Annotated in this window: 23 protein-coding genes and 1 riboswitch; of the genes, 12 read left to right on the top strand and 11 right to left on the bottom strand. The window is 71.6% G+C overall.

Translation table 11 applies throughout. The features are described from left to right. Window positions 1–47: 47 nt before the first annotated feature. The 3 genes from Q9R28_RS09580 (at window position 48) to ychF (ending at window position 1,950) form a co-directional block, all read left to right on the top strand. Window positions 48–590 (top strand): hypothetical protein, encoded by a 543-nt coding sequence (locus tag Q9R28_RS09580; protein ID WP_311205963.1) that lies wholly within the window; start codon window positions 48–50, stop codon window positions 588–590. Between the two features lie 24 nt (window positions 591–614). Further along, window positions 615–815: a hypothetical protein gene (locus Q9R28_RS09575; protein ID WP_066652723.1), complete on the top strand. Its 201-nt coding sequence runs from the start codon at window positions 615–617 to the stop codon at window positions 813–815. Between the two features lie 61 nt (window positions 816–876). Next, window positions 877–1,950, top strand: a complete 1,074-nt coding sequence (gene ychF, locus Q9R28_RS09570) for a redox-regulated ATPase YchF (RefSeq protein WP_066652725.1) — start codon at window positions 877–879, stop codon at window positions 1,948–1,950. A 49-nt stretch (window positions 1,951–1,999) separates the two neighbouring features. On the opposite strand, the gene Q9R28_RS09565 is transcribed toward ychF, so the two are convergent. Next, window positions 2,000–2,626, bottom strand: coding sequence for a TetR family transcriptional regulator C-terminal domain-containing protein (locus Q9R28_RS09565; RefSeq protein ID WP_066652727.1), 627 nt, complete (start codon window positions 2,624–2,626; stop codon window positions 2,000–2,002). A gap of 147 nt (window positions 2,627–2,773) precedes the next feature. On the opposite strand from Q9R28_RS09565, the gene Q9R28_RS09560 reads away from it, so the two are divergent. Together Q9R28_RS09560 and Q9R28_RS09555 are read left to right on the top strand one after the other, a co-directional pair. Next, on the top strand, window positions 2,774–3,139 hold the full coding sequence (locus Q9R28_RS09560; protein ID WP_144411241.1) for a hypothetical protein: 366 nt from the start codon (window positions 2,774–2,776) through the stop codon (window positions 3,137–3,139). Between the two features lie 99 nt (window positions 3,140–3,238). Then, window positions 3,239–3,586, top strand: coding sequence for a hypothetical protein (locus Q9R28_RS09555; protein WP_066652733.1), 348 nt, complete (start codon window positions 3,239–3,241; stop codon window positions 3,584–3,586). Between the two features lie 99 nt (window positions 3,587–3,685). Here the strand turns inward: Q9R28_RS09555 and Q9R28_RS09550 are convergent, their stop codons facing one another. Both Q9R28_RS09550 and Q9R28_RS09545 read right to left on the bottom strand, forming a co-directional pair. After that, on the bottom strand, window positions 3,686–3,973 hold the full coding sequence (locus Q9R28_RS09550; protein ID WP_066652736.1) for a hypothetical protein: 288 nt from the start codon (window positions 3,971–3,973) through the stop codon (window positions 3,686–3,688). 312 nt (window positions 3,974–4,285) lie between these two features. Beyond that, on the bottom strand, window positions 4,286–5,062 hold the full coding sequence (locus tag Q9R28_RS09545; RefSeq protein WP_311205962.1) for an isocitrate lyase/phosphoenolpyruvate mutase family protein: 777 nt from the start codon (window positions 5,060–5,062) through the stop codon (window positions 4,286–4,288). Window positions 5,063–5,223: 161 nt separating this feature from the next. Between Q9R28_RS09545 and Q9R28_RS09540 the strand changes: the two genes are divergently transcribed. The 3 genes from Q9R28_RS09540 to Q9R28_RS09530 all read left to right on the top strand — a co-directional run bounded on the left by Q9R28_RS09540 (window position 5,224) and on the right by Q9R28_RS09530 (window position 9,342). Beyond that, window positions 5,224–6,492, top strand: a complete 1,269-nt coding sequence (locus Q9R28_RS09540) for a hypothetical protein (protein WP_311205961.1) — start codon at window positions 5,224–5,226, stop codon at window positions 6,490–6,492. After that, window positions 6,489–7,910, top strand: coding sequence for a DUF4041 domain-containing protein (locus tag Q9R28_RS09535; RefSeq protein WP_251159893.1), 1,422 nt, complete (start codon window positions 6,489–6,491; stop codon window positions 7,908–7,910). The genes Q9R28_RS09540 and Q9R28_RS09535 overlap by 4 nt, the downstream gene beginning before the upstream one ends. Before the next feature lie 244 nt (window positions 7,911–8,154). Then, on the top strand, window positions 8,155–9,342 hold the full coding sequence (locus tag Q9R28_RS09530) for a MalY/PatB family protein (RefSeq protein ID WP_251159892.1): 1,188 nt from the start codon (window positions 8,155–8,157) through the stop codon (window positions 9,340–9,342). Window positions 9,343–9,467: 125 nt separating this feature from the next. Here Q9R28_RS09530 and Q9R28_RS09525 read toward each other — a convergent pair whose 3' ends face one another. The 3 genes from Q9R28_RS09525 to Q9R28_RS09515 are packed head-to-tail and all read right to left on the bottom strand — an operon-like array spanning window position 9,468 to window position 10,651. Beyond that, window positions 9,468–9,665 carry a hypothetical protein gene (locus tag Q9R28_RS09525; RefSeq protein ID WP_209683687.1) on the bottom strand — a complete coding sequence of 66 codons (198 nt, stop codon included), beginning with the start codon at window positions 9,663–9,665 and terminating at the stop codon, window positions 9,468–9,470. Window positions 9,666–9,682: 17 nt separating this feature from the next. Further along, window positions 9,683–10,141: a GNAT family N-acetyltransferase gene (locus Q9R28_RS09520; RefSeq protein ID WP_251159891.1), complete on the bottom strand. Its 459-nt coding sequence runs from the start codon at window positions 10,139–10,141 to the stop codon at window positions 9,683–9,685. A gap of 24 nt (window positions 10,142–10,165) precedes the next feature. Continuing rightward, window positions 10,166–10,651, bottom strand: coding sequence for a GNAT family N-acetyltransferase (locus Q9R28_RS09515; protein ID WP_251159890.1), 486 nt, complete (start codon window positions 10,649–10,651; stop codon window positions 10,166–10,168). Window positions 10,652–10,719: 68 nt separating this feature from the next. On the opposite strand from Q9R28_RS09515, the gene Q9R28_RS09510 reads away from it, so the two are divergent. Next, window positions 10,720–11,598, top strand: a complete 879-nt coding sequence (locus Q9R28_RS09510; protein ID WP_251159889.1) for a LysR substrate-binding domain-containing protein — start codon at window positions 10,720–10,722, stop codon at window positions 11,596–11,598. Between the two features lie 41 nt (window positions 11,599–11,639). Here the strand turns inward: Q9R28_RS09510 and Q9R28_RS09505 are convergent, their stop codons facing one another. From Q9R28_RS09505 to Q9R28_RS09485, 5 genes are all read right to left on the bottom strand, one after another. Beyond that, window positions 11,640–12,926, bottom strand: coding sequence for a hypothetical protein (locus Q9R28_RS09505; RefSeq protein WP_311205960.1), 1,287 nt, complete (start codon window positions 12,924–12,926; stop codon window positions 11,640–11,642). Between the two features lie 75 nt (window positions 12,927–13,001). Further along, the gene (locus Q9R28_RS09500) at window positions 13,002–13,256 is read right to left on the bottom strand and encodes a hypothetical protein (protein WP_311205959.1); all 255 of its coding nucleotides are present in this window, start codon (window positions 13,254–13,256) and stop codon (window positions 13,002–13,004) included. Next, window positions 13,253–13,735 carry an FBP domain-containing protein gene (locus Q9R28_RS09495; protein ID WP_081985224.1) on the bottom strand — a complete coding sequence of 161 codons (483 nt, stop codon included), beginning with the start codon at window positions 13,733–13,735 and terminating at the stop codon, window positions 13,253–13,255. Before Q9R28_RS09495 ends, Q9R28_RS09500 begins: the two co-directional genes overlap by 4 nt. A gap of 48 nt (window positions 13,736–13,783) precedes the next feature. Next, on the bottom strand, window positions 13,784–14,518 hold the full coding sequence (locus Q9R28_RS09490) for a M56 family metallopeptidase (RefSeq protein WP_209683672.1): 735 nt from the start codon (window positions 14,516–14,518) through the stop codon (window positions 13,784–13,786). A gap of 13 nt (window positions 14,519–14,531) precedes the next feature. Continuing rightward, window positions 14,532–14,921: a BlaI/MecI/CopY family transcriptional regulator gene (locus Q9R28_RS09485; protein WP_066652757.1), complete on the bottom strand. Its 390-nt coding sequence runs from the start codon at window positions 14,919–14,921 to the stop codon at window positions 14,532–14,534. A gap of 95 nt (window positions 14,922–15,016) precedes the next feature. Next, window positions 15,017–15,107: riboswitch (glycine riboswitch) on the top strand. Window positions 15,108–15,277: 170 nt separating this feature from the next. On the opposite strand from Q9R28_RS09485, the gene gcvT reads away from it, so the two are divergent. The 3 genes from gcvT to gcvP are packed head-to-tail and all read left to right on the top strand — an operon-like array spanning window position 15,278 to window position 19,675. After that, window positions 15,278–16,381, top strand: a complete 1,104-nt coding sequence (gcvT, locus tag Q9R28_RS09480) for a glycine cleavage system aminomethyltransferase GcvT (protein WP_066652765.1) — start codon at window positions 15,278–15,280, stop codon at window positions 16,379–16,381. Between the two features lie 4 nt (window positions 16,382–16,385). Then, window positions 16,386–16,763 carry a glycine cleavage system protein GcvH gene (gcvH, locus tag Q9R28_RS09475; RefSeq protein WP_066652768.1) on the top strand — a complete coding sequence of 126 codons (378 nt, stop codon included), beginning with the start codon at window positions 16,386–16,388 and terminating at the stop codon, window positions 16,761–16,763. After that, the gene (gene gcvP, locus Q9R28_RS09470) at window positions 16,760–19,675 is read left to right on the top strand and encodes an aminomethyl-transferring glycine dehydrogenase (RefSeq protein ID WP_311205958.1); all 2,916 of its coding nucleotides are present in this window, start codon (window positions 16,760–16,762) and stop codon (window positions 19,673–19,675) included. The genes gcvH and gcvP overlap by 4 nt, the downstream gene beginning before the upstream one ends. Window positions 19,676–19,694: the final 19 nt, after the last annotated feature.

Here is a 19,694-nt window from a genome sequence, read left to right as displayed (position 1 = left end):
CCGCGCGCGGCCTCGGCGTTGCGGCCCGGCGCGGTAGCGTCCGAGGCGTGACCGCCACCGCCACCACGACCCCGCTCGTCCTCGTCCTGCTCGGTGCCGGGTACGGGCAGCAGGCGCCCCTGCTCTGGTGGACGCGCGCGATCGCCGCGCAGCACGGCGTCGAGGTCGTCGCGCCGGCGTGGACGGTCGACGCCGCAGCGAAGGACGACCCGGTGGCCTTCGTCGAGCGCCAGGTGGCAGGCGCACTCGACGGCCGCCGCCCGGACCTCGTCGTCGCGAAGTCGTTCGGCTGCTCCGCCCTGCCCTGGGCGGTCCGCCACGACGTCGACGGGGTCTGGCTCACGCCGGTCCTCACCGATCCGGCCGTCGTCGCCGCGCTCGCCGCGGCGGGCACCGGTTCGCTCGCCGTCGGCGGCTCCGCCGACCCGATGTGGCTGCCCTCCGCGGTCGGGACGACACGCGCCGGACTGCACACGGTGGACGGTGCGGACCACGCGCTCGAGGTGCGCGGTGACTGGCGCGGTTCCCAGCGCCTCCAGGCCGAGGTGCTCGCCCTGGTCGACGAGCGCATCGGAGCGCTGGTGTCCTGACCCGCCGCGACGTACAGTCGGCGCATGGGGGAGCCGCGGGACCTGGACGAGCTGTTGGCGGGCGCACACCGCGTGGACGCGCGGCCGCACACGGTGCGGCGTGGGATCGGTCTCGGGACCACCCTGCTCGTGACCGCGGTGCTGGTCGCCGGCATCGTGCTCGGGATCGCGCACGGCCTGCTGCTCACGTTCGTGAGCTTCCTGTCCGGCATCTGGCCGTCCTGACGGCACCGGCCTGGAGGACCGGGTCGGCTCCGGCGGGCCGCCGCCGGTAGGCTGTGCTCCCGTGGCTCTCACCATCGGAATCGTCGGTCTCCCGAACGTCGGCAAGTCGACCCTGTTCAACGCCCTGACCAAGAACCAGGTCCTCGCCGCGAACTACCCGTTCGCGACGATCGAGCCGAACGTCGGCGTGGTGAACCTGCCCGACCCGCGGCTCGACCAGCTCGCGACGCTCTTCAGCTCCGAGAAGACCGTGCCCGCGCCCGTGTCGTTCGTCGACATCGCCGGCATCGTGAAGGGTGCGAGCGAGGGCGAGGGCCTCGGCAACAAGTTCCTCGCGAACATCCGCGAGGCCGACGCCATCGCGCAGGTCGTCCGTGGCTTCACCGACGACGACGTCGTGCACGTGGCGAACAAGGTCTCGCCGAAGGACGACCTCGAGGTCATCAACACCGAGCTCATCCTCGCGGACCTCGAGACCATCGAGAAGGCGCTGCCCCGGTACGAGAAGACCGTGAAGCTCAAGCAGGCCGAGCCGATCGTGCTCGAGACCGCGAACGAGGCGAGGGCGGCGCTCGAGCAGGGCACGCTGCTCTCCGCGACCTCGATCGACCTCGCGCCGATCGCCGAGCTCGGCCTCCTGTCGGCCAAGCCGTTCATCTTCGTCTTCAACGTCGACGAGGCGATCCTGACCGACGAGTCCCGCAAGGCCGAGCTGGCCGCGCTCGTGGCACCGGCGCAAGCCGTGTTCCTCGACGCCCAGGTCGAGTCGGAGCTCATCGAGCTCGACCCCGAGGACGCCGCCGAACTGCTCGAGTCGACCGGGCAGACCGAGTCCGGCCTCGACCAGCTCGCCCGCATCGGGTTCGACACCCTCGGGCTGCAGACCTACCTGACCGCCGGGCCGAAGGAAGCCCGGGCGTGGACGATCGGCAAGGGGTGGAAGGCTCCCCAGGCTGCCGGCGTGATCCACACCGACTTCGAGAAGGGCTTCATCAAGGCCGAGGTCATCTCGTTCGAGGACCTCATGGCGGCGGGCTCGATCGCGGAGGCCCGTGCGCACGGCAAGGCCCGCATCGAGGGCAAGGACTACGTCATGCAGGACGGCGACGTGGTGGAGTTCCGCTTCAACAACTGACCGGTACGCGGCGGCCGACGGCTGTCGGCCGCCGCGCTCGGAAGTCCGGTCAGGCCGTCTCGAGGTCCCACACCGGCGGCACGTACTCGCGCGACCAGCCCTCGCGGAGTCGGGTGACCGCGCGGTCGAACGACTCGAGCAGGTCCATCTCCGGCCGCACCATCGACTGCAGCTGCAGCCCCTCGTACGTCGCGAGGAGCTGCTCGGCGCCACGAGCCGGCTCCATGGTGCGCGGCTCCCGGCCGAGCTCGACGTCCCGCTGCAGGGCCGCCAGCACGAACCCGTGGAAGCGACGCCAGCGCAGGTGGAGCATCGGTGCGAGCGGGTGGTGCGGCGTCGCGGCGATGTTGAGCGTCGAGGTCAGGAAGCGCATGAGCGACGGGTCGGCGACGTTCGCGCGGACGATGGCGCGGAGGAACACGATCGTGCCGCTGCGCTCGGCGATCGGCAGCAGCGCGGTGGTCCGCTGGTCGTTCCACTGGTCGATGGTGGCGAGCAGGAGTCCGTCCCAGGTCGGGAACACCTCGGTGACGACGTCGAGCGGCTGCGACGCCTCGGTGGCCACGTGCTCGTACGACACCTCGTGCAGGGCGTTCGCACGGAGCACACGGATCATCGCGTCGACGATCTCGACCCGGAGCAGCGCTGACGTGTCGAGGGGGTGGAACGATCGCATGGGTCCAGTCCACCGGGTGCGTGCTGCCCTGACCAGTCCCCAGAACTGGGAAGAGCCGATCTCCGCAGCCGCGCAGTCCCGGCGTGGCGGAGGAGCAGCGCGTCCCCCGAGGCCCGTCCGAGCTGAGTGCCCACCGAGGATGCAGCGTTGACTGGACCGATGAAGTACGTGGTCTACGGAGAGAACCGAGTGATGACCGGCGACGCGATCGCCGAGGCGGTGCTCGCCTACGCCGCTGCGCTCGGCGAGAACGGCACGACGGACATCGTCGAGATCCCGACCGCGGACGCCGAGGGCTACGGCACCACGGCGGAGGTCCTGCTCGGCCCGGCTTCCCAGATCATGGTCGAGGCGGCGCCGGACGACGAGCTGGAGCCCGAGGACGAGGACCTGGTCAACGAGCTCGGGCGCCGCATCGCGGTGGTGGGCGGCGGACGGTTCACGGACGCCGCGTCGTCGCACTCCGACGAGCCGGAGGCCAAGCGCCTCCGGACGGACCCGCCTGAGGTCTGACCGCCGCACGCCCCGAGGAGTGGACTGGCCACGGAACGCACACTCCAGACCTCCTCGCACACGCGGTACCTACCGTCGAGGGAGAGATGAGGAGCAGACGTGAAGTACATCAACTACGACGCGAGCCAGATCCTCACCGGGGACCTGATCGCGGACGCGGTCGCCGACTACGCGGCCGTCCTCGGAGCGAACTCGCGCACCGACACGATCACGGTGCCGAGCGTCGGTGACGACGGCTCGGTGTCGACGTCGATCCTGCTCGTCGGCCCGGCGAGCGAGCTCTGCGTGACGGTCGCCCCGGACGACGAGCTCGAGCCCGAGGACCCGGCGTTCATCCGTCGCCTGCGCGACGCGGCACGGCGTGCGGGTCCGGCGCTCCCGGTGAACGCGGACGGTGGCACGCGCTTCCGCGGAGCCGAGGGGCCGTCGTCGTACGGGCCGGCCTGACACCCCGAAGGCACAGACGACGAACGCCGCCGGCGCTGAGCCGGCGGCGTTCGTCGTGTGTGGACCGGGAACCGTGTGAGCGGTTCCGGCGGGTCCGACCTAGGCGGCCAGGGCGAGCTCGCCCTTGCCGACGCGGCGCGCGAGCAGGATGGTCCGGCTCGACTCGCCCCGCCAGGAGCGGCCGGGTACGGTCCAGCCGGCCTCGCCGTCGATGTCCACGCGTGCGTCACGCGTGACGAACAGGCGCAGGTCGTCGGCCGCGATGCGGACGAGGTACTCGCGCTGCGAGCGGTCGTCGCGGACCGGGAACTCGGCGATGCGGTCGGGGGAGACGGTGGGGGCCGCGAGTGCGGTCCCGGAGATGGTGATGCGGTCGTTGCTGGTCATGGTGGTGCGGTACTTCCTGGTCGTTCGGCACCCGGCCGTGCTCTGGTCGGCGGACTCCGTGGTCCGGCACGACGCATCGGCTGCGGGTGCGCACGTCGTGTCTCGACGTGCTGCTCGTCCGTTCGGATCGAGCGGTGGTCTCGGTGGAATGCGACCCGGCGGGTCGGTACGAGACGTGCTGGTGTGCGCGAGTCAGATGGGTTCGCTGCAGTGCACCAATGAGACACTATACGTCGCTTCGTCCGGAACGTCCAGCAAGACGGACGGGAGGCGCGGTGCGAGCGTGCACCGCGCCTCCCGTCCGGTGGGCCGTCAGTTCAGAGCGGGGGTGTCCTCCGGCACGACGCCGTCGCCGTACAAGTCGGTCGCCAGGTCGCGGAGCGCGCGCAGCGCGACGCGCTGCGTCAGCGGACCGTAGGAGATGCGGGCGACGCCGAGGGCCTCGTACTCGGCAGCCGGCAGGGCGCCCGGCAGTCCGATCACCGAGAGCTTGCCGCGACCGAGCCCGTCGACGAGTCGTTCGACCACGTCGCGCTGGATCGCACCCGGCACGAAGACGAGTGCGGCGCCGTTGTCGAGGAACGCCTTCCCGCGGGCGATGGCGTCCTCGATGCTCTCGTCGATCGGGCGGTCGCCACCCCGGGCGATCGCGTCGGTGCGGGCGTTGAGCTGGAAGGCGACGCCCTCGGCCTCGGCTGCGGCGGTGATCGCGGCGACGCGGGCGACGGCCTCGTCGAAGGGACGGAGGCGGTCCTCGACGTTCGCGCCGACGATCCCGGCGGCGATCGCGCGACGGATCGTCTCGGCCGGGTCCGCGTACCCGCCGTCGAGGTCCGCCGTGACGGGCAGGTCCGTCGCGGCGGCGACGGTCGCGGCGCCCGCGAGGGCCACGTCGAGCGGCATCCCGCCGTCGTCGTAGCCGTGGCTCGCGGCGATGGAGTGCCCGGCGGTCGCGATCGCCTTCGTCTCCGGCAGGTCGCTCACGACCTTCGCGCTGATCGCGTCCCACACGTTGACGACGCGCAGGATCTCGGGGGCTTCGTGCAGCTGCTTGAGGGTGGTCGCCTTGTCGGCGGTGCTCGTGCTCATGGTGCCGAATCTACGGGCACCCGTGCTGACGCGTCCGTGCGCCGTCGCTGCGGCTACGCGGCGGTGCTCACGAGTCGTCAGAACGTCTACGCTGCTTCGAGGATCGCTCGCCCTCCGGGCAGTGGTGAGTGACGCAATGGGCGTCGAACGAGGGGAAGAACTTGGCACGCAGACGCGGTTTCTTCGCGGAGATTCAACATCAGCAGCGGCTCGCAGATCAGCGAGCCGCACGAGCGCGTCGTGAGCGCGCGGCTGCCCAGGCTGCCATCGAGCGCTCGCGAGCGCAGGCCGAACGGGCTCGGGCGCAAGCGGTACGAGCGGCAGCGGCTTCCGAGCGCGCCTCCGAGGCCGAGCGGAAGCGGGCGGAGCGCGAGGCACAGGCTGCCTACGCCGAGGCGCGCAAGGCTGAGGCCGACGACCAGAACGAGGTACTTCGTCTCACGAACGCGGCCGTCGGAAGCCTTCTCGGGGCGACCCTGAACGTCGACGATCACGTCGATCTGGAGCAGCTCAAGCGGACGGCTCACCATCCGCCCTTCCCGCACCCGGACCTCGAGGTTCCGATCCCGCGGCCGATGCCGCTGGCGTTGCCGCCCGCGCCGATCTGGCAGGAGCCGGCGGCGCCGAAGGGACTGTTCGGAAAGCGCAAGAAGCACGAGGAGCTGAAGCAGGAGGCGTGGGCCGCGTTCCAAGCCCATGGTGCTGAATGGGAGAGGCTTCGTGACTCCCTCCCAGCTCGCCAGGCCGACGCCGATCGCCAGCACGATGCGCTTGAGCACCGCCGTCGAGAGCAACTGGAAGTGGAACGAGGCCGGTACCAAGCCACTTGCGAAGCCCGTCAACGTGAGGTCGACGAGCACAACGCTGAGATCGATGCCTTGATCGCGGGTCTTGGTTACGGAGTCCCTGAAGCTGTCCAGGAGTACCTGGACATCGTTCTTGCAAACTCCGTCTATCCGGAGGACTTCGAGGTTCGGCACGAAGCAACCTTCGACGCAGCGTCCGGTGAGGCGGCCATCCGCGCAGTCGTGCCCGCGCCGGAGCTCCTCCCTGCGGTGAAGGCCTACCGGTGGGTGAAGGCATCGGACGAGATCGTCGGCGCCGCGCTGACAAAGAAGGACCAGAACGAACGGTACGGGGACGCTCTCGCGCAGGTTGCGCTCCGAACGCTGCACGAAGTCTTCGAAGCCGATCGCCGAGGGGTCGTTCGGTCGATAGCGCTCGAGGTCGGGCCCGCGACGAAGGATCCAGCGACCGGACTCGACCGGTTCTTCCCCCTCGTCGCGGTGGGCGCATCGCGCGATCACTTCGTCGAGTTCGACCTGGCATCTGTCGTACCGACCGCAACGCTCCAGCACCTTGGTGCAGCTATCTCAAAGAACCCGATCGCGCTCACCGTTGTCGATCCCGGTGGAGTGCGACGGTCGTGAGCAACCGCCGCTTCAACCCACCTCCGTCCTGGCCGCCGGTTCCCGCGGGCTGGCAACCCCCGACCTCCTGGAGCCCGCCCGCCGATTGGCCGGCGCTTCCGGAAGGTTGGTCACTCTGGATCGAAGACCAGCAGTCGAACCCTGAACGTCGACGTGGGGGCCCGACGCTGCCAGCGCCGCACAACGACGTGGCGGGAATCACCATGGACGTTCCATCGCGGGTCGAGGATGACGGGATCAGTGGTGAGGAACTGATGGTCCTCCTGCCGGTGAAGGATTCGGCACTCAGCAGCTTCGACGACCCCCGAGACGCTCGCATCGCTCAGCTGGAGGCGGAAGTGCGTAGTCTTCGGGCTGACACCTCCGCTGGAGTGAACGTCGCTGTCCCCCTCGACGACCAACAGGTCCTGCAGTCAGTCGGGATATACCGCTACCACCATCCGCTCGAGAACGCAGCCGCGTACAAGGAGCGGCTGGCGGTGATCGAGGCAACCGTCGCCGCGCTCGTCCGCGACGGCCGAGCGATTCACCGTTCCAACATGTTCACGTTCGACAACTCGCTCGCCAAGGGACGCAAGATGAGCGACGACCTGTCGAAATTGATGTTGCGCGCGTACAACGCCGAGGCGGACAGTGCTGTCCGGGCGCTCCGTGCAGGTAACGTCGAAACGGCAAAGCGTCGCCTGGAGAAGTCGCGGGATGCCATTGCTCGCCTGGGCGCGATGATGGAAATGCAGATCGCTCAGGAGTATCACGACCTTCGCATCGAGGAGGTTGAGCTGACGTCGGACTGGCTGATGCGGAAGCAGGAAGAGCGGGAGCGAGAGCGGGACGAACGTGCTCGACTGCGCGAAGAGAAGCGGGTACAGCAAGAGCTCGAGGCGGAACGCGAACGGCTCGACAAGGAGCGTGCCCTCATCGAGCAGACGCTCGAGCGGCTACGGGCGAACGGCGAATCCGACCCCGTCCTTGAGGCGCGGTTGGGCCAGATCGACGTGGCAATCGAGCAGAACGACTTCCGAGCTGCGAACATCCGAGCTGGGTACGTGTACGTCATTTCGAACCGGGGGGCGTTCGGGCCGGACGTCGTGAAGATCGGGCTGACGCGCCGCCTGGAACCGGCTGACCGGGTGCATGAGCTCGGCGGAGCTTCTGTACCGTTCCGATTCGACGTGCACACGATCTACTTCTCCGAGGACGCAGTCTCCTTGGAGACCGAACTTCATCGGCACTTCGCGGCGCGCGCACTCAACCAGGCGAACCCACGGAAGGAGTTTTTCTTCGCCAGCCCGGCAGAGGTGCGAGAGGTCCTCGCGGAGAAGGTGGGGGCGCTCCTAGAGTTCCGCGAAGATGCCGAGGCAACCGAATACCTACAGTCGGTCGGCGCTTGGCCGGACCGCGCTGCGCTGTCTGCCTGAACCAGTCTGACGTCCTGCCAGTTCTCGCGTGCAAAGGGTGGTGGTGCTGGCTGCCGATCACCGGAGTTGACGTGATCGGCTCGTCGGTGGAGTAGAACGTGTCGGATCCGCCGGAGTAACCCGACGCGTTCTGCGCTACGGCAGTCGATTCGTGCTGGTGAAGTGCCCGGGAGGTGATCGCTGGACGACGCGGGATGACGGCCGGACTCGCACCGGGCCTCCCGGTCGATGCATGCTGGGACGCATGGCTGACGACGAACAGGACCCGGTCGGCACGCTCCGCGGGGTCCGCACGAGCATCAAGTGGACGCGCTACGCGCCCGACGTGCTGCCCCTGTTCGTCGCCGAGATGGACCACGACGTGGCGCCGGCGATCCGGCAGGCACTGGTCGAGCGGGTGCAGCAGTCCGACCTCGGGTACCTGGACGGCCCCGGGCCGCTCGCGCCGGCGTTCGCGCAGTTCGCGCGCGACCGGTGGGGCTGGGCGGTCGACCCGGAGCGTGTGCACCTGGCGACGGACGTCAGCGTGGGGATCGTCGAGTCGCTCCGGCTCGCGCTGCCCGAGGGCGGACGCGTCGCGATCACCCCGCCGGTGTACCCGCCGTTCTTCGAGCTCGTCGAGGAAGCACGATGTCAGGTCGAGGAGGTTCCGCTGACCGAGCAGTGGGGCGTCTACCGGCTCGACCTCGCCGGGCTCGAGCGCGCCTTCGCCGACGGCGTCCGGGTGTTCCTGCTCTGCAACCCGCACAACCCGATGGGACTCGTGCACGACCGGGCCGACCTCGAGGCGCTCGCCGAGCTGGCGGCACGGTACGACGTGCTCGTCGTCAGCGACGAGATCCACGCGCCGCTCACGCACCCGGGCGTCCGCTTCACCCCGTTCGCGATGGTCGCCGAGCAGCACGGCGCCCGCAGCGTCTGCGTGACGAGCGCGAGCAAGGGCTGGAACCTCGCCGGCGTGAAGTGCTCCGTCATGGTCGCGGGGGACGACCGGACCGCGGCGCTCCTCGACACGCTGTGGGAGGAGGTCGCCTGCCGCACGAGCATCCTCGGGCTGCACGCGAACCTCGCCGCGTTCACCCTCGCGACGGACTGGCTCGACGACGTCGTCGCCCGCATCGTCGCGAACGAGCGGCTGCTCGGCGCCCTGCTCGCCGAGCACCTGCCCGGGGTGGTCTACACGCGGCCGCGGGCCGGCTACCTCGCATGGCTCGACTTCCGGGGGATCGGCCTCGGCGACGACCCCGCGGTGCCGCTCCGTGAGCACGCGTACGTGGCGCTGAACTCCGGGCTCGGCTTCGGCGCCCAGGGGCGGGGGTTCGCGCGGCTCAACCTGGCGTGCTCGCCGGAGACCCTGCGCGAGGCCGTGCACCGCATCGCGGCGGCCTACCCGTCGAGCGCGCAGGAGGGACTGGTCTGGCACGTCGCCTGAGCGGTCGGTCGCGCTCGGACGAGTCTCGCGCCCAGCGACCCGTCCCGGGCCCGGGCGCGCGAGGGACGTCGCGCAGCTCGAGCCTCACCGCGGGAGGACGCTCGCGGAGGAGCGCCGCGACGGCGTCAGTCGGACAGCTCGTCGACGTACTGGTTGCGGCCGACGACGCGGATGCGCAGGTCGTCGTCGCGGTCCATCGCGAGGAACTCCCGTGCGACCGGACCGACGGAGGACCAGCGGAGCACCTCGGTGATCGGGGTCCCCTCGATGAACACCTGCCACACGCCGCGCTCACGGACGGCCTGCACCTCGTACGTCGCCATGCGGCGAGCGTACCGGCTCACTGCAGGCGCTTCTCGTACCACCGCATGGTCGGGACGGTCCCGTCCGGCTTCGCCCAGTCCGCGGGAGACCGGTGGGTCAGCCGCCAGCCGCGGCGTTCGTACAGCCGCCACGCGCCGGGGGTCTCCTCGGTCACGTCGAGCCGCAGGACCGGTGACGCCGCGGAGGCCTCGGCCGCCGCCAGCAGGGCGTCGGCGACGCCCTGCCCACGGTGGTCCGGGTGGACGACGAGTCGGGTGACCAGCGGTGCCGCGGCCGCGGCGGGAGCGGCCAGTCCGACGTGACCGACCACGCTGCCCGACGACCACGCGGTCCACGCCGAGCGGTGCCCGGGCGGGGTCAGCCACGCGACCGGATCGTCGGGCCAGTGCGCCGGGAAGCCGTCCTCGTCGTGCGTGCGCCGGAGCACCCGGACCAGGTGCTCCAGCTCGTCGTCGCGGCGCGGTCGGATGTGCACGAACGTGACGCTACCGGGTCGGGGTCAGACCAGGTCGAGCACCATGTGGACGTCCGCGCGGGCGTACGGGCTCGGCGCGATCTCGTCGTGTGCGAGGTGCCGGAAGCCGAACGCCTCGTACAGGTGCACGGCGCTCGCCAGGGCACTGTTGCTCTCGAGCGCGACCCGCTGCGCGCCGAGGGACCGGGCGCGGTCGAGTGCTGCGGCGATGAGCTTCCGTCCGGTGCCGTGCCCCTGGTGCACCGGCGAGACCGCCATCTTGACGAGTTCGAACACGCGCTCGCCCACGGGCATGATCCCGATGCAGCCGATGACCTCGTGGTCGAGCCGCGCGACGAACACCGCACCGCCGGGCTCGATGATGCGGCCGACCGGATCGCCGAGGATCGCGCGGTCCTCGTCCTCGAGCGTGAAGTACTGCTCGATCCACGCCTCGTTGAGGGTGCGGAACGCCGTGGCGTCGGCGGCGGTCTCGAACTCGGCGATGGTCAGCGTGGGCGTCTCGGGCACGGATCCATCCTCGACCAGGGATCTGATCGCGTCCAATACTCGTTCCCGCTCATCGATAGGCTGCGTGCATGGATGTCGACCTGCGGCAGCTCCGGGCGTTCCTCGCCGTCGCCGACGAGCTGCACTTCGGGCGGGCCGCCGAACGGCTGCGCATCGCCCAGCCCGCGCTCTCGCAGCAGATCCGACGGACCGAGCGTGACCTCGGGGTGGACCTGTTCGTCCGCACCTCGCGCAGCGTCGCGCTCACCGCCGCCGGTCGGGTGCTGCAGGGCCGTGCACGCTCGCTGCTCGACCAGGCAGCGCGCGACGTGGACGAGGTCGTGCGGGTCGGACGCGGTGAGGCCGGACGGCTGGACGTCGGGTTCGTCGTCTCGGCGTTGCCCCTCGGTCCGATCGAGCGCGTGCAGGCCTTCCGGCAGCGGTACCCGCTCGTCCGCGTCGAACTCACCGAGGGCTACTCGTCGACGCTGCTCGCCCGCATCGTCCGCGGCGAGCTCGACCTGGCGGTCCTGCGCGACCCCGACCCGGACCCCGCCGTGCGGTTCCTGCCGTTCCGCTCCGAGCCCTTCGTCGCGGCGGTCCCGCACGGGCACCGGCTCGCGGAGCGGGTGTCGATCCGCGGCATCGAACTGGTCGACGATCCGTTCGTGTTCTTCCCGGCGATCGCCGGTGCGGTCGCGACCGAACGCAACCTCGCGCCCGTGGTCGTCGAAGGACGGCGACCCGAGGTCGTGCAGGAGGCCACGACGTGGGCCACCGTGCTCCACCTGGTCGGAGCGGGGCTCGGTGTGACGATCGCCCCGGAGAGCGCGACCCTCGCGGCACCCGACACCGTCGTCCTGCTCCCGCTGCAGGACGACCCGCACCGCAGCGAGCTGGTCTGGGCCGTCCGCGTCGACGACGACCGCGAGATCCTCCGCAACTTCATCGCGGCCACCGAGCCCTGAGCTGTTCCCCGCCGCAGCATCGAGCCCGCTCCGGGGTGGCGTCAGCGAGCGCAGACGGACCGGACGTGCAGGCTGATGCCCTCGGTCGTGCCGCGGATGTCCGCGCTCGCGACGCCGTGCGGTGTCGGGTCGTCGGCGGTCCACAGGTCGAGTCCCGACGCCCGGCCGCCCATCGTCAGTCCCGCGGCCGTCCAGGTCGCCGTGACCCGGTCGAACGGCACCTGCGCGTCCCGGTAGCGGGTGAAGACCGGGACGACGGCGGACGCGACGGCCCGCGTCCCCTGCTCGTTCCCGAGTGCCTCCCGGCCCACCGCGCACGGTTCGATCGTCGTCGTCACCTCGGCGGCGACACCGGTGCGCTCCACGGACTGCGCCGCGAAGGACCGCACGGCCTCGGTCTCGGCGGTGACGTCGACCGGTGCCCACGGCAGGGCCGGCGCCTCGAGGTCCTGCGGCTCCGCGGACCCGAGGGGGAGTCCGAGCAGTCCCTCGGTCGTGGCCTCGGCACCGCCCGGGCCCGTCAGCGAGAACGCGGTGCGCGGGGCGATCCCGGCCTCGGCGGCCTCGTCGGGTGTCGTGGCGAGCACCGCGGCGGTGGCGGCCGGGTCCGGTACGGTCGCGTGCAGCGAAGGCCGTGCCGGTCCGCCGCCCACGCTGCGGTCGTAGCGCGTCCCGGCCTCGGAGCGGACGTCCCGGGCACCGACCCGGTCGAGCACGCCCAGCACGGCCTGTCCGGGCTGCAGCGCGTCGACCTCGACGGAGGAGTCGCCCGACTCCACGGTCACGGAGCGTCCACCGGCATCCGCGCGGACCCGGCGCACGGTGTCGGTCCAGGACGGCAGGTCCACCGCGGTCACCCGCGTCGCGTACCGATCAGCACGGACAGCGCGGACGAACGACTCGGTCCGCAGGCGGTCCGCCACGTCGACCAGTCCCGCGTCGAGCGGGTCGACGACCCCCGCCGCCCGGTCGTCGCCGGCCGGTACCGAGAGGTCGATGACGAGTGTCGTGCCGGGCACGGGGCGGGCCCCTCGAGCAGACGCCGTGCTCCGCACCGCAGCCGCCACACCGAGGTCGCTCGACCGCGCCTGCACGGTGACGTCGGCGAGCCAGTCGGTCGGGTGGTCCTTCTCGTCGACCTGGCGCACGTCGCCTTCTGCACCGGCCACGTCGGGCAGCGTCCGGAGGTCGTCGAGCAGCGCGCCGAGGGCATCCTCGGACCCCTTCGGGGGCGGGGTCTCGAGGAACCCCCTGGTGCACCCGCCGAGCAGGATCGTCGTCAGCAGAGCGAGGAGGACGGCGAGTGCGGTCGGTGGTGCGGTGGTCACGGCACCGACCCTAGGAACGCCGGGCCGACGGCAGCGCTCAGCCGCGACGTGGTGTGCCCGAGGACACACGGTCGCTCACCCGAGCGGCAGCACCGGTGCGCGCTGGTCGCCGAGTTCGTCCTCGCGCCACGGCCGCGCACCGCGGAGCGTCAGTCCGAGCTGCACCAGGACGAACGCCACGTGCGGCTCGACGTCCGGGTCCCACGGCCCCTCGACCCCGAGGCCGAGCGCGCCGAGCTCGTCGTCCGCCTCGTCGCGGATGCTGAGGCGCCAGCGCCCGTCGCCCTGTTCCTCGACGACGGCCCACCGCGCGGTGGCGAACCGGCTCACGCGGTCTTCGCCACGTCCTCGGTGAAGTTCCGCACGCGCCCGAGCAGGGCCTCGCCGCGCATCGCGATCGTCGCGGGCGGGTTGAGGTGCGGCGGCGCCGTCCGGATGAGCATCGAGCAGCCGAGGTCCTCGCAGATGTAGGACCCGATGGTGTTGCCGTTCCGGCCGGACTCACCGGCGCGGGCGGCGGAGAACAGGCGGACCTGCGTCGCCGGCTGCGGGGAGTGGCAGAACGAGCACATCGCGGCGATGCCCGGGCGGAGCGAACCGCCGGCGGAGCGGACGACGATGCCGACCGGGCGATCGTCGATCCACGACACGATGTAGCCGCGTCGGGCGGCCTGCGGGTCGCGCCAGCCGAGGAACTCGCGCTCGTCCCACAGCATCTCGTGCAACCCCGGGATGGGGAGCTGCTCGAGCTCGTCCGGGGTGGCGTTCACGAACGACGAACGGATGTCTGCTTCGGTCAGTGGCTTCACGGTGCCTGCCACCCTATGCCTCGCCCCCGACAGGCGTGACCGGTGGGCTCAGCGCAGCCGGGAGGCACGGACCGCCCCGAGCGCGCTCGTCCCGTCCGCCACGAGCACCGCCCGGCGCAGGGCGTCGCGTCCGACGCGTCGGGCCGCCGCGTCGTCGGCCGCGAACTCGACGAGGACGCGCGTCGAGCGCGCCATGGCGCGCGCCCCGGGAACCCACGGGACCGCACGCTCGATGGACTCGGCGACCGCGACGGCCACGGCGTGGCGCTGCGTCAGGTGGGCCCGCTCGTGGGCGACCACGGCCTCCAGTTCGTCGGTCCGCAGCAGGTCGGCGAGCCCGGTGCTCACGAGCACGCCGCCGGACCGACCGGGGACCGCGCAGGCGAGCGCGTGGTCCGCCTCGACCAGGGCGACGGTGGTACCGTCGATCTGTCGGTGCGGAGCGGTGCCCGACCGCATGGCCTGCCGCACGGCCTCGTGCTCGGCGCCGGGACGAACGCGGACCGCGACGACGAACGCTGCCACGCCGAGGAGTGCGACGCCGAGGTTCAGGCCGTGCGTCGGGGACTCGGTGAGCCGGAAGGGGTCGAGCGGCCGGTCGGCCGCGACGACGAGGGCGACCCCGACGACGAAGCCGACCACGCCGAGCAGGACCGCGACGGACCACGAGACCAGCGCCGTGCGTGGGTGGTCGATCGTCCAGGCGGACCGGGTCAGGACGCGCGGGGCGACCACCACGACGACGAGGGCGAGGGCGATGAGGGCGACTCCGACGACGACCACTGCTCGGTTCCGGTCAGGAGCGGGCTCGGGCGTCGAGGGCGCGGCGCAGGACGTCGAGGTCGTCCGAGGCGAGCGATCCGGTGAACTGGAGCAGCGCGGCCTCGCGGTCCGACGCGGCGGCCAGCGCGTTCGACATCAGCGATGCCGTCTGCTGCTCACGGCTGTGCACGGCGCGGAAGGTCAGCGGGGCCTCGGCGTGCTCCTGCCGCTCGACCTGGCCCTTGCGTCCCAGGCGGTCGAGCACGGTCAGCACCGTGGTGAGCGCCGGACGCGGCTCCGGGAAGGCGTCCAGCACCTGCCGTGCCGTGCACCCGTCCACGACGCCGCGGTCGGCCGCAGCGCGCAGGGTCTCGAGGACCGCCTGCTCGAGCTGCCCACGGGGGCGCGATCGCTGTCCTGCCATCCCCGCATTCTACGAGACGTCGAAGGGGCGACCACGACACATGCCGGAAACGCGGGGTCGGTATGCTCGGGCCTGCACAACTCAACACCGGCCGCACACCCGCCGCGGGAGAGCCGAGCGCACGCGCACGGCACCGAAGGAGCAACCTCCCCGTCAATCTCTCAGGTCCCACACCGCAGCGGACAGGCCACTCTGAAAAGCAGACACGCGTCCCCGCCGGGCCCGCGCGGCGTCTCGCCCACGGTGAAAGCCGCCGGACCTCACGGGCCGCGGTGAAACTCTCAGGCCCATGACAGAGGGGGAGTTCCCACCCGACGACGGCCGTCGGGTCCTGCCGATGCCAGGAGAACTCCGTCATGCGTTCCTCCCCACTCGAGTCCGCGCACGAGGCTGCGGGCGCCACCTTCACCGACTTCGCCGGGTACCGGATGCCCGTGCGGTACTCGTCCGACCTCGCCGAGCACCACGCCGTGCGTCAAGCCGCGGGCGTCTTCGACCTGTCGCACATGGCCGAGGTCGGCGTCGTCGGCCCCGACGCCGTGCCGTTCCTCGACCACGCGCTCGCCGGGTCCTTCGGCGCGATGCCCGTCGGTCGCGCGAAGTACTCGCTGCTCCTCGCCGAGGACGGCGGGATCCTCGACGACCTCGTGGTCTACCGCACCGGCGAGGACGTCTTCCTCGTCGTGGCGAACGCCGCGAACCGCTCCGTCGCGGTCGATGCGCTCGTCGCGCGCTCGGGCGGCCACGACGTCGAGGTCACCGACGACTCGGACACCACCGCCCTCGTGGCGATCCAGGGTCCGGCCGCGGCGGGGACGCTCGACGCCCTGGTCGTGGCGGACCGCCTGCAGCCGGAGACCCCGCTCGACGAACTCCGGTACTACCGCGTGCTGCACGCGCTGTTCGACGGCGCCGAGGTCCTCGTCGCCCGGACCGGCTACACCGGCGAGGACGGCTTCGAGATCTACAGCGACACCGACGTCGCGTCGTCGATCTGGGACGCCCTGCTCGAGACCGGCGCCGACCGCGGCGTCGTGCCCGCCGGGCTCGCCGCGCGGGACACCCTGCGGCTCGAGGCCGGCATGCCGCTCTACGGGCACGAACTGTCGACCGAGGTGCGACCCGCCCAGGCCGGTCTCGGTCGTGTCGTCGCGACCTCGGGCTCGTTCGTGGGGGACGCCGGCGTGGTGCCCGCCCCCGGCGCCCGCGTGCTCGTCGGCCTCGTGACCGAGGGACGCCGTGCGCCGCGCGCCGGGTACGACGTCGTGCACGACGGGCAGGTCGTCGGCACCGTCACGTCCGGGGCGCTCTCGCCGACGTTGGGACACCCCGTCGCCATGGCCTTCGTCGATCCGACCGTGGCCGGCGAGGGACAGCTCCTGCACATCGACGTGCGCGGGACCGCGATCCCCAGCACCGTCACCCCCTTCCCCTTCTACCGCCGCACTCCGAGAGGCTGATCCCGTGACCGACCAGACCGCACTGCAGTACACCGCCGACCACGAGTGGATCCTCGTCGAGGGCGACACCGTGACCGTCGGCATCACCGACCACGCCGCCGAGCAGCTCGGGGACGTCGTCTACGTCGAGCTCCCCGCCGTCGGTACCACCACGACCGCCGGCGAGCAGATGGGCGAGATCGAGTCGACCAAGAGCGTCGGCGAGCTCTTCGCCCCGATCGAGGGCGAGGTCGTCGCGATCAACGACGCCGTGGTCGACGCCCCCGACACGGTCAACCAGGACCCGTTCGGCGCGGGCTGGCTCGTGAAGCTCAAGGTCGAGGGCACCTCCTTCCCCGAGGACCTGATGGACCACGACGCGTACCGGGCGTCCCTCGCATGACCGGCGCGCAGCAGAACCTCCAGACGTCCTTCGCCGACCGGCACATCGGCACGACGAGCGCCGACCAGCAGGTCATGCTCGACGTGGTCGGGCAGCCGTCCCTCGACGCCCTCGTCCGCGCGGCGATCCCGGAGTCGATCCACGCCGCGCCCACCACCGACACGGTCGTCCCCGCGGCCGTCGGTGAGACCGAGGCGCTCGCCGAGCTCCGCGCGAAGGCCGGGCGGAACACCGTCCGTCGCGCCATGATCGGCCTCGGCTACCACGGCACCCACACGCCCGCGGTGATCCAGCGGAACGTGCTCGAGAACCCGAGCTGGTACACGGCTTACACGCCCTACCAGCCGGAGATCTCGCAGGGCCGACTCGAGGCGCTCATCAACTTCCAGACGATGGTGTCCGACCTGACCGGCATGGCCACCGCCGGCGCGTCGATGCTCGACGAGGGCACGGCCGTGGTCGAGGGCATGCTCCTGGCCCGTCGTGCGTCGAAGGTGAAGGGCGACGCGTTCCTGGTGGACGCCGACCTGCTGCCGCAGACCCGCGCGCTGCTCGACCACCGTGCCGACGCGGTCGGGATCGCCCTGCGCGAGTTCGACGCGGCGACCGGGCCCAGCGACGACGACCTGGACGGCGCCTTCGGCGTGATCGTGCAGTACCCCGGTGCCTCCGGGCGCGTGGTCGACCCCTCGACGACCATCGAGCGCGTGCACGCCGGTGGCGGCATCGCCGTGGTCGCGGCCGACCTGCTCGCGATGACGCTCCTGGCGAGCCCGGGCGACCTGGGTGCCGACGTCGCCGTGGGCACGAGCCAGCGCTTCGGCGTCCCGCTCGGCTTCGGCGGCCCGCACGCCGGGTACCTCGCGGTCCGTGCCGGACTCGAGCGGCAGCTGCCCGGCCGGCTCGTCGGCGTCTCCTTCGACGCCGACGGACAGATGGCCTACCGGCTGAGCCTGCAGACGCGTGAGCAGCACATCCGTCGCGAGAAGGCCACGAGCAACATCTGCACCGCGCAGGTCCTGCTCGCCGTGATGGCCTCGATGTACGCGGTCTACCACGGCCCCGAGGGGCTGCGCTTCATCGCGGACCGCGTGGCCCGGACGACCTCGGCGCTCGCCGACGTCGCCCGTGCGGCGGGGCTCGAGGTCGTGCACGAGCACTGGTTCGACACCCTGACCCTGCGGGCTCGCGGGCGCGCGGCAGCGATCGTCGACGCCGCGCGCGACGCCGACCGCCTGCTCCACCTGATCGACGCCGACACCCTCCAGTTGTCGGTGGACGAGACGACCACACCCGAGGACGTGACGGCGCTCGCCGACGTGTTCGGGGCGGTGGACGTGACCGTCCCGTCGACCGAGGGCGCCGTGCGCGACGCGGCCACGGGCCTCCCGTCCGACCTGCTGCGCAGCAGCGAGTACCTGACGCACCCCGTGTTCAGCGCGCACCGCAGCGAGACCCGCATGATGCGGTACCTCAAGCACCTGGCCGACAAGGACTACGCGCTCGACCGCGGCATGATCCCGCTCGGCAGCTGCACCATGAAGCTCAACGCGGCGACCGAGATGGCGGCGGTCACCTGGCCCGAGTTCGCGAACGTGCACCCGTTCGCCCCGCGCGAGGACGTCGATGGGTACCTCGACATGATCGGCGACCTGGAGACCTGGCTGGCCGAGGTCACCGGGTACGACACGGTCTCGTTGCAGCCGAACGCCGGCAGCCAGGGCGAGCTCGCGGGGCTGCTCGCGATCCGGGGCTACCACCGGTCCCGTGGTGACGTCGACCGCACGGTGTGCCTCATCCCGTCGAGCGCCCACGGCACGAACGCCGCGTCCGCCGTCCTCGCCGGCATGAAGGTCGTCGTCGTGGCCTGCGACGAGGACGGCAACGTCGACCTCGCCGACCTCCGTGCCAAGACCGCGCAGCACGCCGACACCCTCGCCGCGCTGATGATCACCTACCCCTCGACGCACGGCGTGTACGAGCACGACGTCCGCGAGGTCTGCGACGCCGTGCACGAGGCCGGTGGCCAGGTGTACGTCGACGGTGCCAACCTCAACGCACTGCTCGGGCACGCCCGGTTCGGCGACTTCGGCGGCGACGTCTCGCACCTCAACCTGCACAAGACGTTCTGCATCCCGCACGGCGGCGGCGGCCCCGGCGTCGGCCCGGTCGCGGCGAAGGCGCACCTCGCGCCCTTCCTGCCGGCGCACGCCTTCGCCCAGGACCCGGACCGGCGACCCGGATCGACCTCGGACGGGCGACTCGCCCACGCCGGTGGGCCGGTCTCAGCAGCGCCCTACGGCAGCCCGAGCATCCTGCCGATCACCTGGACCTACGTCCGGATGATGGGACTCGAGGGCCTCACCCGGGCGACCGAGGCCGCGGTCCTCGGTGCGAACTACATCGCCGCGCGGCTCCGTGACGCGTTCCCCGTGCTCTACACGGGGGAGTCGGGGCTCGTCGCCCACGAGTGCATCCTCGACCTGCGCCCCCTGCGCGAGTCGTCCGGCATCACGGTCGACGACGTCGCGAAGCGCCTGGTGGACTACGGCTTCCACGCCCCGACGATGTCGTTCCCGGTCGTCGGGACGCTCATGGTCGAACCGACCGAGAGCGAGGACCTCGCCGAGCTCGACCGCTTCGTCGACGCGATGCTGGCCATCCGTGCCGAAGCGGCAGCCGTCGAGCGGGGGGAGTGGCCGGCGGACGACAACCCGCTCGTGCACGCCCCGCACACCGCGGCGTCCGCGATCTCGGGGGAGTGGACGCACCCGTACACGCGGGAGCAGGCCGTCTACCCCGTCCCCGGGATCAGTGCGCGGAAGTACTGGCCACCGGTCCGCCGGATCGACCAGGCGTACGGCGACCGGAACCTGGTCTGCGCGTGCCCGCCGATCGAGGCGTTCGCCTGATCGGGCCCGCCGCCCGTGT

The sequence above is a fragment of the Curtobacterium sp. BRD11 genome (assembly GCF_031844345.1).
Lineage (GTDB): Bacteria > Actinomycetota > Actinomycetes > Actinomycetales > Microbacteriaceae > Curtobacterium.
The sequence above is the reverse complement of the archived record's forward strand: the minus strand, read 5'-3'. Positions and strand labels throughout refer to the sequence as shown.